The following is a 24,128-nucleotide window of genomic DNA, read 5'->3' as shown; positions in this document are numbered from 1 at the left end:
CTAAATTGTTATCTCGCGTGCGGTCATCGCGTAGCGGAAGGCATCCGCATCGAGGCAATCGAGGCGGGTACTGGCGACTTCGGCCTGCGGATACATCAGGAAGCCGAGTTCCGGTCCTTGTGCAGAAGGCAAGGCGATATCGCTGCCATCATTGAAGGCGACCCAATTGCCCTCCCATGAACCGAAAAGCCTTTGCCGCACGGCTGCGACACGCGGATCGTCGGCGGCCAATCCGTCCTTTTCCTCTTCCAGCATCACCTTGCGCACATCGGCCGGATCGGTTGCGACCCAGCCGATGCCGTCGAGATAGATTTCTGCGCGGCAATGCTGGGCCTTGGTGATGACCTCGTTCTTCGCGCCAAGGCTCTTGTAGCCGAAAGCGGAAGGTGCGACGCGCACGCCATAAAGATCGCGGGCCGGAATTCCGGCTGCTCTGACCAGAGCCACGAATAGCGGATTGATGTCTGCGCATTTGCCGCCGAGATCGCCGCTGTCGAGCATGGCGACGATGTTTCCATCACCGCAGCCGCGCGTCGAGGCGCGCCGGTAGGTATTGGCGACGACCCAATCATAGATCAGGCGTGCTTTCGCCTGATCGGTGTCCGCACCGGCAACGATCTTATCGGAGGTCCGTTTGACGATGCCATCGACGGGCGCAAGGCGCGTCCCGGCCAGATAGCGCTCGTGTTCTGCGCGGGTCAGCGGCACGGCCTTTGCAGAAGCAGCAAGACTGCTCGCACGGTCGCGCGTGGAGATGAGGCTGATGACTTCGGCTTGTGGTTTCTGTTCGTCTGCGTCCCATTCGAGATAAAGCATCCCGGCGCCGCTGGCCGGATCGCGGTCGAGCCGCGCGACCTTCGCATTTGTGGTCCAGCGATTTCCTTCAGGGCGATTCCAGTCGTTGCTATTGAACCCGGCCATCGGAACCCAGACGCGGACGACTTCTCCCGAAGCGGCAGGTGTGACGCTGGTGGTGATCTCGAAGCTGCGCCAGCCCGACGGCTGCGGCGCGAATGTGTTGCCTGCCGCAGATGCAAAATTAGGCAGCATGCTGAAGGCGGCGCAGGCCGCACCGGATTTGAGAAGTTCCCGACGGTTCATGACGATCCCCTTTTTGCTTTGAATTATTGTTTTTGCGATTGCGCGGAAAAAATCGCTCTCCCGTTTTCAGGACGGACAGCGAAAGGAATGCAGCGATTGCGGGAAATCTGGATGCGGCTTTGCTCTGTTGATAAGAGCCAGAACTGAGGGCCGCACGACACCGCCGCATCGGGTCAAGGAAGCCGGCGCGAGGCAAGAGCCACTCAAAATTCAAGCCCCGAAACTCGGGAGCAACCAAAGAAGCCACGGCGCCAGTCTGGCGTTTTTATACTGGAACGTCAATCAGGCGGTGCGCTTTCAAGTCATTCTTGTGGTAAGGGTCATGTATTAATACATGACTATAAAGGTCATGTTATTGATAAATGCACCTTATTGTTAATTTTTTTAGCCTGCCGTTCGGTTGACAACTTGGTTTTATTGCGGTGAACTGATGTCAGGCAAGTCCAATTTAAAGAAGAGCGTGCCCCGGCATTTTTCTTCTGACGATCAGGGAGGTGCAGCGCAATGAATGTGGAGCTCTCACGCCGCCAGTTTCTGGGCGGAACGGGGGCGGTAGTGGCGGCTTCGGCGCTTGGGTCATTCGGTTTCGGTGCAGTGGAAAGTGCCTATGCCGAATCCATACGCCCCTTCAAGCTGACCAACACGACCGAAACCCGAAATACCTGCCCTTACTGCTCGGTCGCCTGCGGCGTCATCCTTTATTCCAAGGGTGATGTCAGGAAAGGCGAAAAGGCCGAGCTGATCCATGTCGAAGGCGATACGGATCATCCGACCAATCGCGGCACGCTTTGCCCGAAGGGCGCGGCACTGAAGGATTTCGTCAAGGCGAAGACCCGCCTGCAAAACCCGCAAGTGCGCGAACCCGGCGCTGCCGAATTCAAGCAGATTTCCTGGGAAGATGCGCTCGACCGTATCGCGCGGCATCTGAAAGATGATCGTGATGCCAACTTTATTGCGAAGAACGCAACTGGCACCACGGTCAACCGCTGGACCTCGACGGGCTTCCTTGCAGCTTCGGCGACCACCAACGAAACGGCGTTTCTCACCTATAAGGTGGTGCGCAGCACAGGCATAGTTGCATTCGATAACCAGGCACGCGTCTGACACGGCCCGACGGTGGCGAGTCTCGCCCCATCATTTGGCCGCGGAGCAATGACCAACTCCTGGACCGATATTAAGAATACCGATCTCGTCGTCGTCATGGGCGGCAATGCTGCGGAAGCGCATCCATGCGGCTTCAAATGGGTGACGGAGGCCAAGGCCAACCGTGGCGCCCGGCTGATCGTCGTCGATCCGCGTTTTACGCGCACGGCTTCCGTGGCGGATTTCTACGCGCCTATCCGGCAGGGTTCGGATATCGCCTTCCTGCTCGGCGTCATCAACTACTGCATCCAGAACGACAAGGTGCAGTGGGATTATGTGAAGCATTTCACCAATGCCAGCTATATCATCAAGGATGGCTTCGAATATAAGGACGGGCTGTTTACCGGCTATGACGAAGAAAAGCGGGATTATGACCGTTCGAGCTGGGAATATGTGATTGGCGATGACGGCTATGCGGTCGTCGACGACACGCTGCAGAACCCGCGTTGCGTGTGGAACCTGCTCAAGCAGCATGTTTCCATCTTCACGCCGGAAATGGTGGAACGCATCTGTGGCACGCCGAAGGAGAAATTCCTGAAAGTGGCCGAGATGATGTCCGAATGCTCGGCGCCCGACAAGACGATGACGTCGATGTATGCGCTCGGCTGGACGCAGCATTCCAAGGGGTCGCAGAATATTCGCTGCATGGCGATGCTGCAGCTCATCCTCGGCAATATCGGCGTGCGCGGCGGCGGCATGAATGCGCTGCGCGGTCACTCCAACATTCAGGGACTGACCGATATCGGCCTGATGTCCAATCTTCTGCCGGGCTATATGAATATCCCGGTCGAAAAGGAAACGGACCTCGAAATCTATATGTCGACACGCGGTTTCAAACCGCTGCGCCCGAACCAGACGAGCTACTGGCAGAACTATCGCAAGTTCTTCGTCAGTTTCCAGAAGGCGATGTGGGGCAATGCCGCGACCGTCGAAAATGACTTCGTCTATGACTGGCTGCCGAAACTCGACGTGCCGAATTACGACATGCTGCGTATCTTCGACATGATGTATGAAGGCAAGGTCAACGGCTATGTCTGTCAGGGTTTCAACCCGCTGATGGCGGTGCCGAACCGCAAGAAGCTGACCGATGCCCTGTCGAAGCTGAAATTCCTCGTAACGATGGACCCGCTGGAAACGGAAACCTCGCGTTTCTGGGAAAACCACGGTGAATTCAACGATGTGGATTCGGCTTCCATCCAGACGGAGGTGTTCCAGTTGCCTTCGACCTGTTTCGCAGAGGATGAAGGCTCACTCACCAATTCCGGGCGCTGGCTGCAATGGCACTGGCCTGGTGCTACGCCGCCCGGCGACGCGAAAACCGACAACTGGATCATGGCCCAGATTTACTTGCGGCTGAAGGAGCTTTACCGCAAGGAAGGTGGTGCTTTCCCTGATCCGATCCTCAATCTTGTCTGGGATTATGAGGACGAGGGCGAGCCGACGGCTGAAGAACTGGCCAAGGAACTGAACGGTCGTGCCATTGGCACGGTGACCGATCCAACTGATCCGACCAAGGTCGTTGCCGAGGCGGGCAAGCTTCTGTCCGGCTTTGCGGCACTGCGCGACGATGGTTCGACGGCATCGGGCTGCTGGATCTATTCCGGCTGCTTCACCGAGGCCGGCAATAATATGGCCCGCCGCGACAATCATGATCCGGACGAGACGGGCGCCTATCTCAACTGGTCGTGGGCATGGCCTGCAAACCGTCGCATTCTCTATAACCGCGCCTCTGCCGACCTGAATGGCAAGCCGTGGGACCCGAGCCGCAAGCTCATAGAATGGGATGGTTCAAAATGGACTGGCTATGACGTGCCGGACATTGCGCCGACCGCCAAGCCGGGTGAGGTCGGTCCGTTCATCATGAATGCGGAAGGCACCTCGCGTCTTTTCTGCCGCGGCATGATGCGCGATGGTCCTTTCCCGGCCCATTACGAGCCGTTTGAATCGCCGCTCGCCAATGTGATCGCGCCGAAAATCCGGGGCAATCCGGTGGCGCGTGTCTTCAACGACGACTTCAAGCAGTTCGCGGATACGGCCTCGGAGGAATTCCCTTATGCGGCAACCTCCTACCGCCTGACCGAGCATTTCCACTACTGGACGAAGCACGTCACGGTGAATGCCGTCCTGCAGCCCGAGTTCTTCGTGGAAATATCGGAAGAGCTGGCGAAGGAAAAGGGCATCGCCAAGGGCGACTGGGTGCGGGTGTGGTCGAAACGCGGATCGGTGAAGGCCAAGGCCGTGGTGACCAAGCGCATCAAGCCGCTCATCTGCGACGGCAAGACGGTGCATGTGGTTGGCATCCCGCTCCATTGGGGCTTCATGGGTGCTGCCCGCAAGGGCTTCGGCCCGAACTCGCTGACACCGTTTGTCGGCGACGCAAACATCGAAACGCCGGAGTTCAAGGCGTTTCTGGTCAATATCGAGCGCTCAAGCGCGCCTGTAGCATAGGAGGGATTAGAGATGTTTCCACCCGTTCCCAATCCTAGCGTCCAGCCGCAACAGCCGCGTTTCGGTGAAAAGGACCTGATCAGGCGGTCGGCGTCGAATGTGACGCCGCCCGCAGAACGCCAGACTGAAGTGGCGAAGCTCATCGACGTGTCGAAATGCATTGGCTGCAAGGCTTGCCAGGCGGCCTGTGCCGAATGGAACGACACGCATGAGGAAGTCGGCATTAATGTGGGTGTCTATGACAATCCGCATGACCTGACGCCGAATACCTTCACGCTGATGCGCTTTACCGAATGGGACAATCCCGATACCGGCAATCTGGAATGGCTTATCCGCAAGGATGGCTGCATGCATTGCGAAGACCCCGGCTGTCTCAAAGCCTGTCCGGCGCCGGGCGCAATCGTGCAATATTCCAACGGCATCGTCGATTTCATCCATGATGAATGCATCGGCTGCGGCTATTGTATAAAAGGATGCCCGTTCAACATTCCGCGCGTTTCGGAAGTGACTCACAAAGCCTACAAGTGCACGCTCTGTTCCGACCGCATCGCGGTTGGGCAAGGACCGGCCTGTGCCAAGGCCTGCCCGACACAGGCCATCGTCTATGGCACCAAGGACGAGATGAAGGAATGGGCCGACGGCCGCATCAAGGATCTGAAATCGCGCGGCTTTGAAAATGCCGGGCTTTACGATCCGCCGGGCGTCAGCGGCACACATGTCATGTATGTGCTGCATCATGCCGACAAGCCCGAAATCTACGCCAATCTGCCGAACAATCCGCGCATCAGCCCAGTTGTCGAGGCGTGGAAAGGCGTGTCCAAATATGCAGGCATGGCCGCAATGGGGCTGGCTGCCGCAGCGGGTCTGCTGCATTATGTCTTCAAGGGTCCGAATGTCGTGACAGAGCATGACGAGGAACAGGCCGAAAAGCTCACGGGAGAGAAAAACTCATGAGCAAGACCGACTTTGACGATGTTGAACGCGGCGACGGGATAGAACTTGGCAAGCCGGTCAGGGTGCACCGCTATTCCGGCGGCGCACGCTTCAATCACTGGATCACCGCCATCAGCCTCGTGCTGCTGGCCTTGTCCGGTCTTGCCATGTTCCACCCCTGGCTGTTTTTCCTGTCAGGCCTGTTTGGCGGCGGGCAATGGACGCGCACCATCCACCCATGGATCGGCGTGGTGCTGTTTTTCAGCTTTCTTGGGCTTTTCGTGCGCTTCTGGAGTGCCAATCTGTGGAAGCGCGAAGACAGCCAATGGCTGGCACAGGCCAATGACGTGATCGCCGGTCACGAAGAAAAACTGCCCGAAGTCGGCAAATATAATGCCGGTCAGAAGCTCGTTTTCTGGTCCATGTCACTGCTGATTGTCGTTCTGATCATTTCCGGCGTGATGATCTGGAACGAATATTTCGGCTCCTATACCAGCATCAACCAGCAGCGCTGGGCTCTGCTTGTTCATTCCATGGCAGCGGTGGCAGCGATCTGCGTCTGGATCGTGCATGTCTATGCTGCGATCTGGGTCAAGGGCACGATCCATGCGATGACGCGCGGCACAGTCACTGGCGGCTGGGCATGGCGACATCACCGCAAGTGGTTGCGCGAACTGACATCGAAGCAGAAAGTGAAACAAGGCGGTAGCAAGCCTGCCGCTTAGAGCATTTTCGAGCCAAAAGTGCGAAGCGGTTTTGGGTCGGATAATGCGTGAAAACAAATAGATAGAGCGGTTCCGACAATTCCGTTTTAAACGGGAACCGCTCTAGAACTTACTCGGTCGTGATCCGAAGGTAATCATATTCAGTGGTCCACGTGGCCCGTTGGGTTCGTGAGGAGTGACATGGCAGGCAAGAAAGATCTGGTGCCGGACCCGACGGTCATCGGCGAAATATCGGCCCCACCCTTTGTGCAATTGCCGGACCCCGGCGCGCTTTTTGCCAAACGAGCAGAGCGTCTGCGTCTTCTGGGCTCGGTCAGCCCGCTGAAACCCTATCTGGAATTTATCGCCGATCTGAGCGAGGCGCAGTCAGAAATAGCGGCTGGTCTTGGTCCTGTCGTCGCGCTGCAAGGGAATGACCGGGGACGCGAGTTCGGCATGCCGGCGCTCGATCGTGCAGATGCCATATCCGAGGTGGCGTTCGGCGCTGTCTTCGACCGGCTGTTCGAACGTGCCCGCAATATTGCCAAGCCGCAGGATGCAGCCGATGCGCTGGAGCGTGTGGCGAATGGCAATGTCGTTGAGCGTCGCCGGATGATCGAGGCCATCTTCGCCGGTGTTCTGCCGCCGGACGCGATAGCCGAACACATCTACATCTGGGCAGGACTGCAGCTCCATTTCACGCGGCTTGCAGCGGCGCTCGACCCGAAGTCGCTGAAGCCCGTTGCCGATGGCGTTTGTCCGACCTGCGGCAGCATACCGTCAAGCTCGATGGTCGTGGGCTGGCATGGTGCGCATGGCGCGCGCTTCTGCTCCTGTTCCGTCTGCAACACGCTCTGGCATTATGTCCGGGTCAAATGCGTGTGCTGCGGCTCCACAAAGGGCATCGGCTACAAGGAAGTCGAGGAAGGTGGCGGCATCATCAAGGCCGAAACCTGTGACGAATGCCAGCGCTGGGTCAAGATCATCTATCAGCAGCTTTCGGCAGATGCCGATCCGATGACCGACGACATTGCGAGCCTCGGTCTCGATATATTGATGCGCGAGACGCCTTACAGGCGAGGCGGTTTCTCCCCGCTTCTAGCTGGACTGTGAGGCGTCATGGACCAGATCAAGACCTCGCTGCGTCACCTTCCGTCTGTGGACACCATCCTGCATATGCCTGAACTTGTCGCGGCACTGGAGCGTTTTGGCCACCTGTCGGTGACGGAGGCTGTGCGCAAGGCGCTGGGCGATGAGCGCGATGCTGTAAAATCCGGTGCTTCGCTTTCCAGCAATACGCATTTGGCTGAACGGGTTCTCCATGTACTTGAAGCGTCAGGGCAGTCGAGCCTGCGCCCGCTGTTCAATCTGACGGGAACCGTCCTGCACACCAATCTGGGGCGCGCGATTCTTGCCGAAGCCGCAATCGAGGCCGCCACGCAAGCGATGCGGCAGGCGGTTTCACTTGAATTCGACCTGTCGTCGGGATCGCGCGGCGAGCGTGACGACCATCTGCGGGCGCTTGTCTGCGAATTGACCGGGGCGGAAGATGCCACCGTCGTCAACAACAATGCCGCTGCGGTGCTTCTGGTGCTGAACAGTCTTGCCTCGGGCAAGGAAGCCATTGTTTCGCGCGGTGAACTGATCGAGATCGGTGGCGCTTTCCGCATGCCGGACATCATGACCCGCGCCGGTACACGGCTTGTCGAAGTGGGCACCACCAATCGCACGCATCCGCGCGACTACGAGAATGCAATCAACGCCGATACGGGACTGGTGCTGAAGGTCCACACCTCGAATTACCGTATCGAAGGTTTTACGCGGGAAGTCGCAGCATCAGAACTGGCCGCCATTGCACAAGCGAAGGGCGTGCCGCTGGTCAATGATCTTGGCTCCGGTACGCTTGCCGATCTGACTTCTTTCGGTCTCGCACATGAGCCGACCGTACGCGAAGCGGTAACCGAGGGCGCGGATATCGTCACCTTTTCCGGTGACAAGCTTCTCGGTGGGCCGCAAGCGGGCTTTATCGTCGGGCGGCGTGATCTGATTGCTCGCATCAACAAGAACCCTATAAAGCGCGCTCTGCGGGTCGACAAGATCCGGCTTGCAGCGCTTGAAGCAACGCTGAAACTTTATCGCAATCCGGAACGGCTTTCCGAAAAGCTGCCGACCATTCGCTATCTGGCGCGCCCACAGGCCGAAGTTGCCGCGCAGGCGGCACGGCTCAAGCCGGAGTTGGAGAAAAAGCTCGGACCGGGTTTCACTGTCATGGTGACTGATTGCGCCAGCCAGATCGGTTCCGGCGCATTGCCGCTTTCGACTGTTCCAAGCGCCGGATTGTCGATTGCGCCGAAGGACGGTAGCGGCTCCGCGCTGACAGCGCTTGCGAGTGCCTTGCGCGCTTTGCCTCTGCCGGTCATCGGACGGATCGAAAAGGGCGCACTGGTGCTCGATCTGCGCTGCCTTGACGACGAGAATAGTTTCGTTCGGAACCTGTCATCCTATGCGGCTCGCTGATCTCTTCACCCGCAAACCGAAGCCGGATACGACAGCGCAAGCGCTGGAGAAGGCGCTTGTCGCTGCAAAGGCGGGTGACTATCCAACGGCGCTCTCCATCTGGGAGCCGCTGGCGCGCGCAGGCAATGCCCGCGCCCAGAACAATATCGGTGCCTGTTTTGCGGGCGGCATGGGTGTGGAAAAAAATATCAGTCTCGCGCAGCGCTGGCTGACCTTGTCTGCTGCGGCTGGCGATGCTTCCGGCCAGCGCAATCTGGCTTCGCTGCTGTTCAAGGGCGAAGACATTGAAGCCGACTACCCGGAAGCTGCAAGGCTGTACCGGCTTGCCGCAGAACAGGGCGATCCGCAGGCGCAGGACATGCTGAGCTGGATGTTCATGGAAGGGGAGGTGATTACTGCCGACCCCGTCGAGGCGCGCGAATGGGCGCTGAAGGCAGCGGCAGGCGGCGTTGCTGCAGCCATGACCCGGCTTGGCATGATCTATCATAATGCTCTCGGCGTACCGCGTGATCCGTCTCAGGCTGTGTACTGGTGGCGACAAGCATCTGCGGCGGGCGACGCGGATGGGGAAGCCATGCTTGGCGCGGCGCTGCATCTTGGCATGGGTGTGGAACGTGACCCGGTGGCGGCTTACGAATATCTGCTTCGTGCCGAGGCAGGCGGCAGCGCGCTTGCCGCCTCTTTCATCGAGGCGGCGCGTAATGCGCTGAACGAAAAGCCATGATCGTCGGAACGGCGGGACATATCGATCATGGCAAGACCTCGCTGGTTCGTGCGCTCACGCAGGTCGACACGGACAGGCTGAAGGAAGAGAAAGCGCGAGGCATTTCGATCGACCTCGGCTTTGCCTATCTGGCCTTGTCCGGAGACGAAAAGGATATACTCGGCTTTGTTGACGTGCCGGGGCATGAAAAATTCGTGCATACGATGCTGGCCGGTGCGGCGAGTATTGATTTCGTCATGCTGGTTGTCGCTGCCGATGACGGGATCATGCCGCAAACGCGTGAGCATCTGGCAATCGTCAACCTGCTTGGTATCCGGTGCGGTATAGCTGTCATCACCAAATCCGACCTTGTCGAACCTCGCCGTCTTGCCGAAGTGGAAACCGCTATCCGCAATGAGCTGGCGTCGACGGGACTTTCCGATATCTCCGTACTGGCGGTCTCCACCGTGACGGGTGCCGGGATCGACGATCTCAGGACGATGCTGGAAACGCAAGCCCATGCATTCGGCGAGCGGCGGACAAACGGTCGCTTTCGTCTTGCCGTGGATCGTTCTTTCACACTCAAGGGCGCCGGCACAGTCGTCACGGGCACGGTGCTGTCCGGTAAGGTCGCCATTGGCGACCATCTGGTCATCAGCCCGTCCGGCAAGGAAGCGCGTGTCCGCACCATTCATGCGCAGAACCGACCGAGTGAAACCGCGCAGGCAGGTGATCGCTGCGCGCTCAATCTGGCAGGCGACGGCATATCAAAAGAGGCGGTGCATCGCGGCGACATGCTGGTGTCACCCGGCCTTCATCGCCCGACGGACCGCATCGACGCATCGGTGCAAATCCTGCCCTCGGAGAAAAAGTCGATCGGTCAGTGGTTCCCGGTTCGCCTGCATCATGCCGCGACTGAAGTCGGTGCGCGGATCGTGCTTTTGCGGGATGAAGAGCTTCGACCTGGCACCGAAAACCGGGTGCAACTGGTGCTGGATCGTCCCGTTGCGGCTGCGGTTGGAGATCGTTTCGTCATCCGGGATGTCTCCGCGCAACGGACCATCGGCGGCGGACGTTTTCTTGATCTTCGCCCACCGCAACGCAAGCGCCGCAGCCCGGAGCGCATGGCACAGCTCGACGCATATTCCATTGACGACCCTGTGGAAGCGGCACGGGCGCTGCTATCCGTCGAGCCATATTTTCTCGATGCAGCTGCATATCTGCGCGACCGCGCGCTGCCGGACGATCCGCAAGGTTTGGCGCAAGCGCTTGATGCAGTGATACTCCGCCAAGCAAATTCGGCGCTCTTGCTTTTGCCCGAGCGATGGAATGCTTTGGGTGACGATATTGTTGCGAGGTTGAAAACTTTCCATGACGAGAATCCCGACCTGATCGGCATGGGTGTCGAGCGGCTGCGGTTGTTGTTGAAACCGCGCCTGCCTGCGCCTGCCTTCCGTGCGGCCATCGCCGCGCTGGTCGATGCGGATCTGCTGAGGCTGGATGGTGCCTGGCTTCGCCTGCGCGACCATGAAGTCACGATGAGCGATGCCGATGGGGCGCTCTGGCTACGCATCGCGCCGCTGCTTGAAGGCGATGCCCGTTTTCGACCGCCACGCGTGCGCGATATTGCAGCACAGCTCGACGAGCGGGAGGAGGATATTCGCCGTCTGCTCAAGCTTTCCGGGCGCATGGGGCAGGTGCATGAAGTAGCGCATGACCATTTTTTCCTGCGGGCGACAATTGCCGAAATGATCGGTATCCTGTCGGATATGGATGTGGCATTCGATAGCGGCTGGTTCATTGCGGCGCGGTTCCGCGACCGGGTGGACAGCGGTCGCAAGGTGGCGATCCAAATATTGGAATTTTTTGATCGCAACAGCGTCACGATACGCCGTGGAGACATGCGCCGCCTGAACCGCCGCAAGCTGGACTTGTTCGGCGATTTCGCGCAAGGGGAAGTAGCGCAAACCGGAGGAACGAAGTGAAATCTTTATCGTCAGCCATCTGCCTGATACTTGTTCTGGCCGTCATTGGCGGCTGCGCCAACAGGTCGTGTAGAGACTGGCCGGGAACCTGCATCATTCAGTGATCGGCGGCTGGAACACAGCAGCCCAGATTGACGCTATGATTGCTCGTGCTGTAGGAATGAAGAGCGAATTTATGGAATGAATTCAATATCAGGAAGGGATGCATGCCCGGTGGCATGTCCGGACTTCAAATCCGGGAGGGGCCGATAGACGGTCTTTGGTGGGTTCGACTCCCATTCTCTTCCGCCAATCGGCTTTTCCAGCTTATCTTGAGCGGATAATGCCGAGCACATTGCGAACCACTTCACTTTGAAGCGGGCGCTGTTTCTCGATATTGAAATGGCCAATATCCTTCATGTCAGAGAAATCGCGATTGTCGAGACTTCCCCGGAAACGCGGACCGGCCGTGAGCGGCAGGCCCCAGCCATGCTGCTTGAAATAGAAGTTCACCACGCGCCTGATGTTGCCGGGCAAAGGGGCAGGCGCTGTTGCGGCAAAGGTGGCCATATAGGCGACCTGGATGCCCTTCGGCTCAAGGGCAGCAGCAATATCGATGACGGCATTGGCGCCGAGCGAATGGCCGATCAGAATGACGGGTGCGCGCGGATTTTTCCTCTGGTCGGCGAGTATCTGGTTCAGCACGAAACGCCAGGCCTGATGCCCTTCGACATGTGCATCAACACCGTTGGCCTGCAATTGCTTGCCGATCTCGTCGATACCGGTGGAGAAAATATCCCCGAAGCCGCGCAGAAGGTAGACATCAGCCTGTGACGAGGTTTTGGAAGGCGCTTTCGGTGCCGCGAGTGCTACGCCGTTGAAGAGTGTAAATGCAGCTCCGGCAATCAGCAGGCTGCGACGGGTGAAAGGTTTCGAACGCAAACTATTCGGCTTTGAAATCATCTTCGATACCTGTTGGAGCGCGTTCGAGAACCATGAAACGGCTTTCGAACAAGGCGCATCGAAACAGATATTTAGAGCGCCGAGCTGTTTCAGCCAAATCACTAGAACTTGAGTTTTGGAATGATACGTCCGGTCCGGCTGGCATATTCGTCATAGGAAGCACCGAATGCCGCGCGCATCATCGCTTCCTCGTGCTCGACCCGATAGAAATAAAGGATGGCGACACCGACAAGCCCGGCAAGACCGGCAAACCAGTTCGGCAGCAGGCAGAACTGCGCAATCGCCCACAGCCAGAACGATGCATACATCGGATGACGGACATATCTGTAAAGCCCGTCTGTTACCAACTTGTGCTCGCGGCGGATTTCAAGCGAGACGGACCAGTTTTTGCCGAGCTGGCGGTGGCTTGCATAAAACAACCAGAGGAAACCGATTTCGACAATCAGCCCGATCCAGGCCAGCCATGGCTGGAAAGCATAATCGGCAAAGGCGGGGAAGCCCGTTGCGACATAGATGATCGGGATCAGCGACAGGCCGACAGTTGCTGCACCCAGAGCCAGCCTGTCAGCGAGCGTCCTTGCATTGTTCGCAACCTTGATTTTGCGCGCACGTCGCTGGTGCGGAATGCGGATAACGACCCAGGCGACAAGCCCGATGCCCCAGACGATAGCGGCCAGTGTCGGTGTCATTCGGCAATAGTTTCCTTCGTTGGCAAGGCACCGATTATTCGGTCGTCTGTCCGATCTCTGAGTGAGGTCGGCCCACAGCAGATCTGAAAGAAATCATACCAATAGGGCTTCGTATTTCCGAATACATATTGATAGTGCACGCGAAAAAGGTTGCGCTTTACACGCTTGTAGATTTCTGGCTGCAGCATTTCCTTCATCCGCACGGTCTTTGTGACAGGGAAGGACCGCTGCGGCGCTCGCTTCAGGCCCATTTCGGCCACAGGATCGGTTTTGTAGAAATTAATCGCATCGGTGAGGCACTGGATTTCCACCCAGTCGATTTTGCCATCATCCACCAGCCGTTGCACGCCTTCGCGAAAATGCTTGCCGGCGGGGTGATATCCGGCCTTGAGCGCCGTCGATCCGAGAGTGAGCACCGTTACTTTGGACGCGCGGCTGCTGAAATCGGGATCGACGGTCAGGCAGCGCGCTGCGACGTCCAGCATCAGCATGCCGCCGGTGCTGTGGCCAATCAGAATGACTTCATCATAGTGTTTCGTCGCGACACGTTCGGCGATAGCTGCTGCAAAACGCTGCATCAGGGCATCGGCATCCTGCCGCCGTCCCCGAATGAAATTGAGCGAAAACGACCACAGATCCATCAGATGGTTGGTTGACCATCGCTTGCCGAGAACGGCGAGTGCTGCGGAAAAAACCAACAGGCCAATGAGCCAGCTCGCAGTCCCCAGCCACTGGACCGTCCACCGCGCCACCGCATAGCCCGCGGCTGCGAACAAGGCGAGCACCAGAAACGGGTATAGGAAATAGAGCCCGAAGCGCCACGCCTTGGCAAAGAAGCGAAAGGCTGTGCCGGTTATGACGAAATCGCCGAATGCGACAAGATATTTGACCAGTCTGACTGGAAGGGGGTGGTCGAAATCCGCCAGCACTATTCTGTCCAGCACCAGAAAATTGAAGTCTGTTTCGGTGGACCAACTGGCGTCGGCTGGAGCGGTTCTGATCGACACGGAGCCGATTTCACGATCAGGCGATACGTTTATATCGGAAACATCGGAGCGAACGCCCCAAAGTGCCTCGAACCTCTTGATTTCTCTATTCAATCGCCCAAAAAACGCCTCGGGCGTTTTCGGGTCGTAGCCGCCAATGAAGAAGACAGCGCGTCGTCGAACCGGTTGCTTCATGAGCAAATCGTAATTTGGGGCTTTCGGGTTGTCGAGGTCATTACGGGTCATCCCCAAACAAATATGTTTGAACTCCGCATAGGCTTATCTCATGTCGATGAGGCCGCGCCTTATGGCTTCACGGGTTGCCTCGGCGCGAGAAGAAACGCTCAGCTTTTGATAGATCGCCTTCACATAGTCGCTGACTGTATGTTCCGATAGTCCAAGTTTGCGGGCGATCTCGCCGTTCCGGTGTCCGACGCCGATTTCCTTCAGCACTTCGGTTTCCCGGCGTGAAAGATGGATGAACTCGCCGTCTGACTCCACCACCACCGGATGGGTGGATATGGCTTTCACACGCGCGACGAGATTGAGCCTGGCACGGATCGTGAGAATGAGAACGTCGAAATCGATCGGCTTGGTGAGGTAATCGTCAGCGCCTGCTTCCCTGCCGGTCAGCTCATGGCTTCGGTCGGCAAGGGCGGTCAGAAACAGGAACGGTGTCCCGGCAAGGTCGGCACGGGAGCTGCGAATCTGTTCCAGAAACTGCAGGCCGTTGGTGCCGGGCATCAATATATCGCAGATGATGATGTCGGGTGTCGTCGTGTCCAGCACACGCAGGGCTTCCGCCGCGTTTGCAGCGCCGAGGGCGTTGAAACCCGAAGTGCTCAATTCGTCGATCAGCTCTTCCAGAATATGTGTTTCGTCCTCGATGCAGAGGACTGTCGGCGCGGGAAGAATTTCAGGCAGTCGCATGCTGGGCCACCTTTGGTAGGGTCAGAATGAACACCGTACCTTGTCCTTCAATCGAAGTGAAGACAAGCGTTCCGCCGTGCAATTCGGCCAAAGCACGCGACAGGCTGAGGCCAAGGCCGGTACCTGCCATGTGGGATGCGTTGCTGGCGCGAAAAAAGCGCGTGAAGATGCGGTCGGTATCCTCCGCAGGTATGCCGATGCCGTAGTCGCGGACGATGCATCGGAAGCCGTTCTCGTCTTCTTCCGTGGTCACTTCGATGGGTTTGTCGGCAGGCGAATATTTGGTGGCATTGCCGAGCAGGTTGACCAGAATCTGTTCGACCAGAATGCCGTCGCAATAACAGAAGACCTCGCTTTCCTGGATGTTCGTCACCAGTTCCAGCTCGGGATGCAGTTCCTGATGATAGGCGCAGGTATTGCGGACCAGTTCCGAAAAATCGACTGGCTGGCGGTTGATCTGAAAACCGTTCTCATCGAGACGCTCCGCATTGGCCGTACTCTCCAGAAGCAGAATGAGGCGGCGGCTGGCATTGCGCATCCGCTTGGCCTTGTCGATGATGATTTCGGGCGTGAATTCGTCGGCGCGGCGGATGAAGCGTTGTGCGATGATGTCGATGATCGATACCGGAGTGCGGAACTGGTGCGAAACAGTGGTGATGAAGCTTTTGTAAAGCTCCTTGGCCTTGCGTTCGTTTTCCAGTGCTTCACGCAAAGCGGCGGTGCGGTCGGCGACAGTGTGCTCCAGTTGCTGCTTGTATTCCTGCAGCGCCTTGTGCGCGCGCTCGGCCTTGCGCATGTTGGAAAACACCTGCCATGACAGGATGGCACCGGTGGCCATGATGCCCAGCACCGCGAACATGATCAGATAGATCGACTGCAATTGCTGGTCACGCTGCGCCCCGCCGCGATCGCGCTCCAGTATCATCGCATCATTGGCAACCTTGGTCAGTTCCTCGCGCATGGGGACGAGTGCTTCATAGATGGCAATCGGGTCGAATTTATCCGGCTCGGCATCGATCATCGCCTCGATTTCGGGAAGCTGGTCGGCATTGCGCTGGATGGTGTCGCTGCCGCCCGGAATATGGGCGAAATATTTCTTCTGCGGGGCGTCCGCCAGAAGCGCAAAACGGCTGTAAAGAACGTCGAGACGGAGCGAGAGATCGGCTGTGTTGGTGTTGCCGCTTGGCAGCGTCAGCGCTGCTTCGCCCAGCCGCCCGGCATCGCGTTCGGTCTGGGTGATGGCCCAGACCATGTTTTCGCCGACATAGGTTGCGAGCGATTTCTGGATGACGAGAAGCTGAATGAATGCATAAGCGAGCAGGGCCGCAAAACCCACCATGACCAGGCCGGAAAGAATATAGCCCCGCTTGAGTCTCATTTCACCTCGATCTGCTTCAGCTGCCATGCCCAGCGATGATCATAGCGCGAATCGTTGAGTTCCTCATGCTGGTCGCGCGGGTAGACGATCCAGTATGGCCCCTTGTCACGCCGGTTCAACTCCTTGCCGTTCATCTTGTGCGCGACGAGGACGTCGTATTTGTAGGCGTCTTCCAGCGGAATGCTGATGCTGTAGTCGTTGAGCGCGAGCACCGTGATCGAACGGCTGGCAGCATCTTTTCCGTTTATTCCCACTGTTGCCAGCACGTCGCGCAGCAGAACTCCGTCGAAACTCTGCGGCCCTTCGGTCCATGCGGTGTTCGTCTGCAACTTGTTCTGCGGCAGTTTCGTGAAGTCCTCACCGGTCAGCACGCGCGTGGTTCCATTCGGAGCGACGATGGTCAGTGTGGTGGGCGGCGCAGCGTCACCCGCGCCGGTGAAATAGGTGATCTGGCAGATCGCGAAAAACGCGATCAATGCCCGTAGCGCCAGAAGACGCCGGAAAGCGAACATCCAGTTTGCGCATGACACGTGGGGTATCTCCAGAAACGAACTGTTACGAATGCATTCACGCTTAAACGGGAGGACGCGTGCGATTTCAAGTTTCTCTTGAGTTCACAGAGCGGAATTTCCCTTTAAAAGCATCAATTCACACATAACACAAAAAAAGTTTGGTCTAACTCCAAATAAATATCAAACTGATTCACGAGATCTTTCAATCTCTGTCGACGGTTACAAGTCGTTTCTGGACAAGAAGGCGGGTTCTTCTTTGTGATATACCCCCCTGAACAGGGGAATTGTTTTTCTCTGTTAGAGCGTTCACTTAATAACCGCCGGCCTGTTGGGGCTTAGGAGGCTGGCGCAAAATTGGGCGGGGGCTGCTTATCGACCGCGGGGAGTCGGGGTCGATAGGCAGCCAACCAGTCTGGATAGCGCGGAAGCGGCGATAACGGTTATTCTCGAAGAAATGTTTCGAGCTACGAATAAACCGATCCTGCATTGATCAATTGCTTTCTGGATAAGAATGGCCGGCTGGCATCTGGTCGAGCCTAAGAACCTGCCGTTCGGGTTCCTCGATCAGAGCGAGCTTGCACCTCTTTCGCGTCCTTCATCTGAAGGGCGCGCTTTTTTTTGCCCTTCACTGAAGATACAACTATTTCCCTCGCCACGTGTGACGACTGTTCATAATTCTTAGATTGCATCTTTGGGTTGCAAGTACAGTGTGGAGGTGCTTCAAGAAACTCCAATATTCCTCCCAAGAAATTGAGATTTTCATCTTTTGTTTCTGTAATACGCATTGTAGAAGCGGTGATGCGCATTCGCGTTGTCCAGTAAAAATCTATGCATTGCAGGCGGGCTCCGGGGGGATTCACATGACAGGCGTATTGCGTCACAAGTCCATATTGTTGATGACGACAGCAATAGCGGGGCTTGGCGTCCCCTCCGTGGCTTATGCGGCATGTACGACGAGCGGGTCGACTGTGACCTGCACAGGTGCTGCAAATCCGCTAAAGCGTGTCGCATCTATTCAACCTCATAACCCGCAGCTTTGAAGAAGTTTCTGCATTCATGAACGGAGAATAGGCTAATGATATCGCCGAGGGCTTTCGTGATGGCATCGAAGTTACGAGCTGCTCGCTTTCGTAGAAGTGCCTTGAGCTTTGAGAAAGCCATTTCGATGGGGTTCAGGTCTGGCGAGTAAGGTGGCAAGAAAAGCAGCCAGGCGCCTTTAGCCTTGACTAAGAGGTCGGCTCGCTCGCTTTTATGGAAGCCGACATTGTCGAGGATGACGATGTCGCCGGGCGAGAGTGTCGGCGCAAGCTGTGTTTCGATCCATGTTTCGAAGATGCGGCTGTTCATTGGTGCATTGACGATCCATGGCGCGGTCAGGCCGTGGCATCGCAGGCCAGCAATGAAGGTCTGGGTTTTCCAGTGACCGAACGGAGCATAGCCGACAAAACGGCTGCCTCTGGCCGACCATCCGGTGCGTTTTGTCAGGCGCGTGTTTGTTGAAGTCTCATCGATAAAAACGAGCCGCGACAAGGCTTTGTTGAAAAATGGCTTTCGGCGATTGATCCATAGATCACGCGCCCTGGCGATCTGCGGCCTGCGCTGTTCGCTTGCCTTGAGGCTTTTTTTTATTGCTCAGCCCAAGCCCGTGCAGAAACCGACCAACTGTCGCGCGGTGCACTTCAATACCACGCTCTGCGAGTTCGACACACAATTCATCCAAGGTCACTTCACCCTGGGCCGCCACGCGCTCACTGATCCATTCACAATGGGCTGATAGTTTGCTGCCGGGCGGATGGCCTTGTTTAGCAGCGGCAAGAGAACCAGATGACCGGTGCAGGATCATCATGTTGTTGACGAACCGAGGCGAAACGCGGAAATGCCGCGCGGTTTCCCGGTTACTATTGCCTTCATTCACAAACGCAACGACACGCTCACGCAACTCGATCGGATGCGGCTTGCCCATGGCGCGTCTCCTTCCATGGGCAAAGTGAATCATAGATCACACAAAAGCGAAACTCTGAATCCGCTTAGACGCGACACGCTTTAGCCCCGTTTTTTGCAAACAGCTTGAGCAATCTAACGGTCAATGTGCAGCCTGGTGCGAGTATTGGCGTACTATTAGGCGATGGTGGGACCGCGCTGTCGCTATCGGGTACCGGGAGTACGGTGAACAACCAGGGTGTGATCGATCCATCTCTTTTGGGGTCGTTGAGCATTGAATCCACAGGGCTTATGGTCAGAAATGCCGCCGGCAGCACTCAGACGATCACCAATAGTGGTTCTCTCTATGGAGCGCCGGGCGCGATTACTGGTCTTGGCGGCCTGGCGCTTCAGGCGCAAAACGGTGTTGGCGGCGTAACCAATATTTCCAACTCTGGCACAATCGGATCGAGGCCTGTCTTGGGGTCATCGATACAACCAGTCGATGCCGCTGCTATTGCTGTCTATGGCGGCGCGACGGTTCGTTTCGAAAATTCCGGAACCATCACTGGCCGCATCGGGTTTAACTCGTCGTTCGTATCGGGCAACACATTCACAAACTCCGGAACCATTAATGGCAGTGTGTCGCTCGGGGCAGGCAGTACCAATGAGTTCATCGCCGAAACAGGTTCATCCGTCAATCTCGGCGGTGGCACTGCTGCGGCTGTAGCTTCAGGCGTCGGCGGTGTCGGTTTCGCCGCTACTGGATATGTCGATGGGGGCTTGGGCGGGAACAATATATTGACCCTTCAGCAAAGGGGGGGCGGCCTTGGCACAATCGATATCAGCAAGTACATCAATTTTAGCCACCTCAATATTCAAAGCGGATACTGGACGATATCAGGGGTATCGGGTGCCACTGATGCGATCATTGCCGACGGCGCTGCGGTGAACATCGATAACGCTGCATCTCTCGGCAGCGGCCTGCTCACGTTTTCTGGCGGGGATATATCGACGTCGACGGGAGGGGTGACGCTAACCAACGCGATCCAAATCACACGCGAGATGAACGTCACGGGTTCGAATAATCTTACTTTGAACGGTTCTGTTTTTGGCACTGGAGCGCTCAACAAAAGCGGTTCCGGCACACTCACGCTCAATGGCGTGAATACGTTCTCCGGCGGCACGGGCCTTGCCGGGGGCAAAATAGTTGCCGGTAGTAGCGACGCATTCGGCCCCGGCAGCATTAATGTCAGCGGGAATGCGGAGCTTGACGGAAGTACGTCTCTTAGCCTCGGTAACAACATAAATCTGGCTAATGGTGCAACCCTCGCTCTGGATGGCTCCAACGATACAAGTCTGAGCGGAGTAATCGCTGGCGTCGGTGGTTTGGTCAAAAACGGCGCCGCCACGCTGACGTTGAACGGTTCCAACACTTATACCGGCGGTACGACGATTAATGCGGGTACCCTCGAGATCGGCACTGGAGGGTCGCTTGCAAGCTCCAGTGCGGTCAGTCTCATAAATCCCGGTGCGGCCCTCGACATCCGTGCGGCCGGTAGCCAGACCCTCGGTGCATTGAGCGGTGTTGCGGGTACAAGCGTTTTACTTGGCTCCGGCGGGCTGACATTGGGTAGTGCGGGCAATCTGACTTTTGGCGGAACGATTGGGAGCGCCGGCGGCATTATCAAGCAAGGCAGCGGCACACAAACCCTTATCGGAACAAACACCTATACCGGCGGCACGACGATCAATGCAGGCACGCTGGCAATCGGCGGCGGGGGCTCGCTTGCGGCTGGCGGTGACGTTAATCTGGTTGCGCCGGGCGCCAGCTTCGACATCAGCGGGGCGGTCGCTAACCAGACCATAGGTGCATTGAGCGGCGTTTATGGAACGGCTGTCGCGCTCGGTGCCCACACACTATCCTTCGGTGGTTCGGCTAACCAGATTTTCTCCGGGGCGATCAGCGGCACTGGAGGCATTGTCAAGCAGGGCAGCGGCCAGCAGATTTTCAACGGCATCAACACCTATGCGGGGCTTACCAATGTCAATGCCGGTAGTCTCATCATAGGTGGTACAAGCGGGACGGCCGCGTCGGTTCAGGGCAATGTGCAGGTGGCCTCTGGTGCAACAATTGGCGGACATGGTCGCATTGGTGGCAGTCTGCTGCTGGCCTCGGGCAGTCATTTGAGCCCCGGTGCCAGCATGGGCACACTGACGGTTGGAGGCGATCTCACCGTCGGGCGGGACAGTTACCTCGATTTCGAGTTTGGTGCGCCGGGTGCGAATTTTACGACTTTTGGCATGAGCGACAGTGTAAAGGTCGAAGGCGACCTGAGACTGGATGGCGTTGTCCTCAATGTCATCGATGGCGGCGGTATGGGACCGGGGCTTTACAATATGTTCAGCTATAATGGTGCACTGACTTTATCAAACGGCGGGTTATCTTTGGCGCTGGGGAGCTCCGCGCAGGGGAATATTATCCAGATAGTAAGCGGGCTCAAGCAGATCAATCTGATCCGTATGGCAGGACTCCAGCTGGATTTCTGGAACGCAAACCGGCTCGCAAGTTCGACCCGGATGGGCGGCGGCTCTGGATTATGGTCCGTCACCACGCCGAACTGGACGGATAGTCAGGGCTCTGTTACGGGACCTATGACCCCGCAGCCGGGCTTCGCGTTATTCGGCGGAACGCCGGGTGTTGTGACGGTCGACAACAGCGACGGCGCGGTTAAAGCGCTTGGAATGCAGTTTGCCAGCGACGGTTATCGTCTTGCTGGCGATGCATTGACCCTCGTCGGCAGCGAGCGCGGCATGGACTGCGACCGTTGACACCATCATTGCCGGTTCGGATGGCATCGCCAAAACCGGTGCGGGAACGCTCGTTCTCAATGCCGACAACAGCTATAGCGGCAACACGTGGATCAGCGCCGGTGCGCTTTCTGTCTCCCGTGACAGCAACCTGGGCAATGCCAGCGGCGATCTCGTCCTTGATGGCGGAACTTTGAAGGTCACCGGAACCGGCTTCACGCAAACGGCCCGCAATCTGACCATGACTGGCAGAGGCGGCGGCTTCAACATCGCCGATGCAGCAGCGCGCTTTACGGTCTCGCAGGCTTTTTCCGGCAGCGGCGTTCTGGTCAAATCGGGCGACGGCACGCTGGTTCTGTCGGGCGCCAACAGCTATAGCGGCGGAACGCTCATCAGCGGCGGCACCTTGCAAGGTGATACGGGAAGCCTTCAGGGCAATATTACCAACAATGCACAGCTTGTCTTCGACCAGCAGAGCAACGGCACCTTTGCAGGCAGCCTTTCGGGCAGCGGTGCATTTGTCAAATCGGGCAGCGGCACATTGATCCTGTCGGGCGCAAACAGCCATAGTGGCGCAACGCTCGTCAGCGGCGGCACCTTGCAAGGCGATACGGGAAGCCTTCAGGGCAATATCACCAATAATGCGCGGCTTGTCTTCGACCAGCAGGGCGACGGCGCTTTTGCAGGCAGTCTCTCCGGCAGCGGCAGCCTTGTGAAGCAGGGTTCGGGCATGCTGGTTTTCAACGGCAACGGTGCGAGCTTTACCGGTTCCACCGTCATTGAAAACGGTATGCTCAAGGTCGGCGACGCCGACCCATCGGCTGCGGTTCTGGGCGGCGATGTTGCCATCAGGGCAGGCGGTACATTGCGCGGGCACGGCGCAATTCTCGGATCGGTCACCAATGACGGTGTGCTGCGTCCCGGTGGTTCCATTGGAACGCTGACCATCGGCGGCAATCTGGTGCAGACTGCAAGCAGCGTCCTGCAGATCGACACGACGCCTGCTGGACAGGCGAGCACGCTCGTCATCGGCGGTTCGGCGCAGCTTGCCGGCGGTCTTTCGATTATTGGCGAGAATGGCGGCTGGGCGCCGCAGACCAATTATACCATCTTGACTTCGGCGGGCGGTATCAGCGGAACATTTGCGTCAATCGACAGCAATCTGGCGTTTCTGACGCCGAGCCTGAATTACGGTGCGACGACGATTGATCTCCGTCTTGAGCGCAACGACATCGGCTTTGCCAGCGTCGGCGAGACGCGAAACCAGAAAGCGGTGGCTTTCGCTGCCGATGGGCTCGGCAGCGGCGAAGTGTACGATGCGCTCGTCAGACTGACTGCGGATGAAGCGCGCACAGGTTTCGACGCTCTTTCGGGTGAAATCCACGCCAGCGTTAAAGGTGCGCTGATTGACGAAAACCGTTTTGCACGCGACGCCATTGGCGACCGCCTGCGCGCTGCGTTCGATGCAGATTGCAAAGCGGGCAATTCGGTGTGGACAGGTAAAGGCAGCACCGGAGCTTACGGTCAGGCTTGTGCCAACACCGCCGAAGCGGCCTTCTGGCTGCAAGGCTATGGTGCCTGGGGTTCCTATGATAGCGACCGCAATGCCACCAAGCTCTCCAGTTCGGCAGGCGGTATGTTCATCGGTGCCGACGCTCCAGTCGGCAGCTGGCGCACCGGCCTGATGGCAGGCTATGGCCATTCTTCCTTCGATGCCGATGGCCGTTACTCAAGCGCTGCCGTCGACACCTATACGCTCGGGGCCTATGCCGGAACTGTGGTCGGGCAGGTCGGGGCAGGCGATATCGGGCTTCGCTTTGGTGCAACCCATAGCTGGTACAATATCGACACCGCGCGTTCGGTTTCCTTTGCCGGTTTCAATGCGGCGGAAGAGGCTTCGTATGATGCACGGGCGCTGCAATTGTTCGGAGAGGCCGGATACAAGATGCAGGCGGGTCGCGCGAGCTTCGAGCCTTTTGCCAATCTGGCCTATGTCCGGCTTCACACGGACGGATATGATGAGGATGGCATTGCCGGTCTTCACAGCGGCAGCGACAATGACGACGTCACATATACGACGCTTGGTCTGAGAGCCGCGACCGATCTGACGCTTGGCGGTATCGCCTCAACATTGCACGCAACGCTTGGCTGGCAGCATGCGGTCGGAGACACTACGCCCGTTGCCCGTCATGCATTCACCGGTTCGGATGCTTTCAATGTTGCAGGTGTGCCGATTGCTGAAGATGCTGCCCTGATCGAAGCTGGCCTGAATTTCCAGTTCAGTGAAAATGCTTCACTGGCAGCCGGTTACAAGGGACAGTTCGGTGACGGAGCAGTGCGAAACGGCTTCAACGCTTCATTCAATGTGAAGTTCTAGCCATAGAATTTGTGACGATTGTTGCTCATGGCAACGATCGTCACAAATG

The 24,128-nt window shown here is 57.6% G+C and carries 18 protein-coding genes, 1 tRNA gene and 1 pseudogene; 11 read left to right on the top strand and 9 right to left on the bottom strand.

Annotated features, from left to right (window positions below; genetic code table 11):
- Complete coding sequence (locus CQZ93_RS23470) at window positions 1-1,101, bottom strand: transglutaminase-like domain-containing protein (protein WP_105544920.1); 1,101 nt, start codon at window positions 1,099-1,101, stop codon at window positions 1-3.
- 504 nt (window positions 1,102-1,605) lie between these two features.
- On the opposite strand from CQZ93_RS23470, the gene fdnG reads away from it, so the two are divergent.
- From fdnG to CQZ93_RS23425, 8 genes are all read left to right on the top strand, one after another.
- Window positions 1,606-4,692 (top strand): formate dehydrogenase-N subunit alpha, encoded by a 3,087-nt coding sequence (gene fdnG / locus CQZ93_RS23460; protein ID WP_105544919.1) that lies wholly within the window; start codon window positions 1,606-1,608, stop codon window positions 4,690-4,692.
- A gap of 12 nt (window positions 4,693-4,704) precedes the next feature.
- Window positions 4,705-5,646: a formate dehydrogenase subunit beta gene (fdxH, locus tag CQZ93_RS23455; protein WP_105544918.1), complete on the top strand. Its 942-nt coding sequence runs from the start codon at window positions 4,705-4,707 to the stop codon at window positions 5,644-5,646.
- Window positions 5,643-6,350 carry a formate dehydrogenase subunit gamma gene (locus CQZ93_RS23450; RefSeq protein WP_105544917.1) on the top strand — a complete coding sequence of 236 codons (708 nt, stop codon included), beginning with the start codon at window positions 5,643-5,645 and terminating at the stop codon, window positions 6,348-6,350. Before fdxH ends, CQZ93_RS23450 begins: the two co-directional genes overlap by 4 nt.
- Before the next feature lie 180 nt (window positions 6,351-6,530).
- The gene (gene fdhE / locus CQZ93_RS23445) at window positions 6,531-7,442 is read left to right on the top strand and encodes a formate dehydrogenase accessory protein FdhE (protein ID WP_105544916.1); all 912 of its coding nucleotides are present in this window, start codon (window positions 6,531-6,533) and stop codon (window positions 7,440-7,442) included.
- Between the two features lie 6 nt (window positions 7,443-7,448).
- Complete coding sequence (selA, locus tag CQZ93_RS23440; RefSeq protein ID WP_105544915.1) at window positions 7,449-8,846, top strand: L-seryl-tRNA(Sec) selenium transferase; 1,398 nt, start codon at window positions 7,449-7,451, stop codon at window positions 8,844-8,846.
- Entirely contained in the window at window positions 8,833-9,570 is a 738-nt protein-coding gene (locus tag CQZ93_RS23435; protein ID WP_105544914.1) for a tetratricopeptide repeat protein, read from the top strand. The genes selA and CQZ93_RS23435 overlap by 14 nt, the downstream gene beginning before the upstream one ends.
- Window positions 9,567-11,534 carry a selenocysteine-specific translation elongation factor gene (gene selB / locus CQZ93_RS23430; RefSeq protein ID WP_105544913.1) on the top strand — a complete coding sequence of 656 codons (1,968 nt, stop codon included), beginning with the start codon at window positions 9,567-9,569 and terminating at the stop codon, window positions 11,532-11,534. Before CQZ93_RS23435 ends, selB begins: the two co-directional genes overlap by 4 nt.
- Window positions 11,535-11,729: 195 nt before the next feature.
- Window positions 11,730-11,825, top strand: a tRNA-Sec gene (locus tag CQZ93_RS23425).
- 15 nt (window positions 11,826-11,840) lie between these two features.
- Here the strand turns inward: CQZ93_RS23425 and CQZ93_RS23420 are convergent.
- The 8 genes from CQZ93_RS23420 to CQZ93_RS27055 form a co-directional block, all read right to left on the bottom strand.
- A complete protein-coding gene (locus CQZ93_RS23420) occupies window positions 11,841-12,476 on the bottom strand; it encodes an alpha/beta fold hydrolase (RefSeq protein ID WP_105545277.1) in 636 nt (211 codons plus the stop codon).
- A gap of 101 nt (window positions 12,477-12,577) precedes the next feature.
- Window positions 12,578-13,165 (bottom strand): protein-S-isoprenylcysteine O-methyltransferase, encoded by a 588-nt coding sequence (locus CQZ93_RS23415; RefSeq protein WP_105544912.1) that lies wholly within the window; start codon window positions 13,163-13,165, stop codon window positions 12,578-12,580.
- A complete protein-coding gene (locus CQZ93_RS23410) occupies window positions 13,162-14,346 on the bottom strand; it encodes a lipase family protein (protein ID WP_105545276.1) in 1,185 nt (394 codons plus the stop codon). The genes CQZ93_RS23415 and CQZ93_RS23410 overlap by 4 nt, the downstream gene beginning before the upstream one ends.
- 84 nt (window positions 14,347-14,430) lie before the next feature.
- A complete protein-coding gene (locus CQZ93_RS23405; RefSeq protein WP_105544911.1) occupies window positions 14,431-15,081 on the bottom strand; it encodes a response regulator transcription factor in 651 nt (216 codons plus the stop codon).
- Complete coding sequence (locus tag CQZ93_RS23400) at window positions 15,068-16,459, bottom strand: sensor histidine kinase (RefSeq protein ID WP_105544910.1); 1,392 nt, start codon at window positions 16,457-16,459, stop codon at window positions 15,068-15,070. Before CQZ93_RS23400 ends, CQZ93_RS23405 begins: the two co-directional genes overlap by 14 nt.
- Window positions 16,456-16,989, bottom strand: coding sequence for a putative pterin-binding protein (locus CQZ93_RS23395; protein ID WP_286154242.1), 534 nt, complete (start codon window positions 16,987-16,989; stop codon window positions 16,456-16,458). The genes CQZ93_RS23400 and CQZ93_RS23395 overlap by 4 nt, the downstream gene beginning before the upstream one ends.
- Window positions 16,990-17,982: 993 nt before the next feature.
- The gene (locus CQZ93_RS27060; RefSeq protein ID WP_286154087.1) at window positions 17,983-18,501 is read right to left on the bottom strand and encodes an IS630 family transposase; all 519 of its coding nucleotides are present in this window, start codon (window positions 18,499-18,501) and stop codon (window positions 17,983-17,985) included.
- A gap of 40 nt (window positions 18,502-18,541) precedes the next feature.
- Entirely contained in the window at window positions 18,542-18,934 is a 393-nt protein-coding gene (locus CQZ93_RS27055) for a helix-turn-helix domain-containing protein (protein ID WP_286154086.1), read from the bottom strand.
- Between the two features lie 104 nt (window positions 18,935-19,038).
- Here CQZ93_RS27055 and CQZ93_RS23385 point away from each other — a divergent pair, with 104 nt between their 5' ends.
- The 3 genes and pseudogenes from CQZ93_RS23385 to CQZ93_RS23375 all read left to right on the top strand — a co-directional run bounded on the left by CQZ93_RS23385 (window position 19,039) and on the right by CQZ93_RS23375 (window position 24,079).
- On the top strand, window positions 19,039-21,723 hold the full coding sequence (locus tag CQZ93_RS23385; RefSeq protein ID WP_146114481.1) for a beta strand repeat-containing protein: 2,685 nt from the start codon (window positions 19,039-19,041) through the stop codon (window positions 21,721-21,723).
- Between the two features lie 4 nt (window positions 21,724-21,727).
- Window positions 21,728-21,829 (top strand): annotated as a pseudogene (locus tag CQZ93_RS27300) (autotransporter-associated beta strand repeat-containing protein); the annotation flags it as partial.
- Window positions 21,830-21,895: 66 nt separating this feature from the next.
- Window positions 21,896-24,079: an autotransporter outer membrane beta-barrel domain-containing protein gene (locus CQZ93_RS23375; RefSeq protein ID WP_105544908.1), complete on the top strand. Its 2,184-nt coding sequence runs from the start codon at window positions 21,896-21,898 to the stop codon at window positions 24,077-24,079.
- Window positions 24,080-24,128: the final 49 nt, after the last annotated feature.

The sequence above is a fragment of the Ochrobactrum vermis genome (assembly GCF_002975205.1).
Lineage (GTDB): Bacteria > Pseudomonadota > Alphaproteobacteria > Rhizobiales > Rhizobiaceae > Brucella > Brucella vermis.
The sequence above is the reverse complement of the archived record's forward strand: the minus strand, read 5'-3'. Positions and strand labels throughout refer to the sequence as shown.

Coding starts and splice junctions, on each gene's coding strand:
- selA (WP_105544915.1), top strand. CDS start 7,449: ATGGACCAGATCAAGACCTCGCTGCGTCACCTTCCGTCTGTGGACACC.
- selB (WP_105544913.1), top strand. CDS start 9,567: ATGATCGTCGGAACGGCGGGACATATCGATCATGGCAAGACCTCGCTG.
- CQZ93_RS23415 (WP_105544912.1), bottom strand. CDS start 13,165: ATGACACCGACACTGGCCGCTATCGTCTGGGGCATCGGGCTTGTCGCC.
- CQZ93_RS23420 (WP_105545277.1), bottom strand. CDS start 12,476: ATGATTTCAAAGCCGAATAGTTTGCGTTCGAAACCTTTCACCCGTCGC.
- fdhE (WP_105544916.1), top strand. CDS start 6,531: ATGGCAGGCAAGAAAGATCTGGTGCCGGACCCGACGGTCATCGGCGAA.
- CQZ93_RS27055 (WP_286154086.1), bottom strand. CDS start 18,934: ATGGGCAAGCCGCATCCGATCGAGTTGCGTGAGCGTGTCGTTGCGTTT.
- CQZ93_RS23450 (WP_105544917.1), top strand. CDS start 5,643: ATGAGCAAGACCGACTTTGACGATGTTGAACGCGGCGACGGGATAGAA.
- CQZ93_RS23470 (WP_105544920.1), bottom strand. CDS start 1,101: ATGAACCGTCGGGAACTTCTCAAATCCGGTGCGGCCTGCGCCGCCTTC.
- CQZ93_RS23400 (WP_105544910.1), bottom strand. CDS start 16,459: ATGAGACTCAAGCGGGGCTATATTCTTTCCGGCCTGGTCATGGTGGGT.
- CQZ93_RS23410 (WP_105545276.1), bottom strand. CDS start 14,346: ATGAAGCAACCGGTTCGACGACGCGCTGTCTTCTTCATTGGCGGCTAC.
- CQZ93_RS23435 (WP_105544914.1), top strand. CDS start 8,833: ATGCGGCTCGCTGATCTCTTCACCCGCAAACCGAAGCCGGATACGACA.
- CQZ93_RS23405 (WP_105544911.1), bottom strand. CDS start 15,081: ATGCGACTGCCTGAAATTCTTCCCGCGCCGACAGTCCTCTGCATCGAG.
- fdxH (WP_105544918.1), top strand. CDS start 4,705: ATGTTTCCACCCGTTCCCAATCCTAGCGTCCAGCCGCAACAGCCGCGT.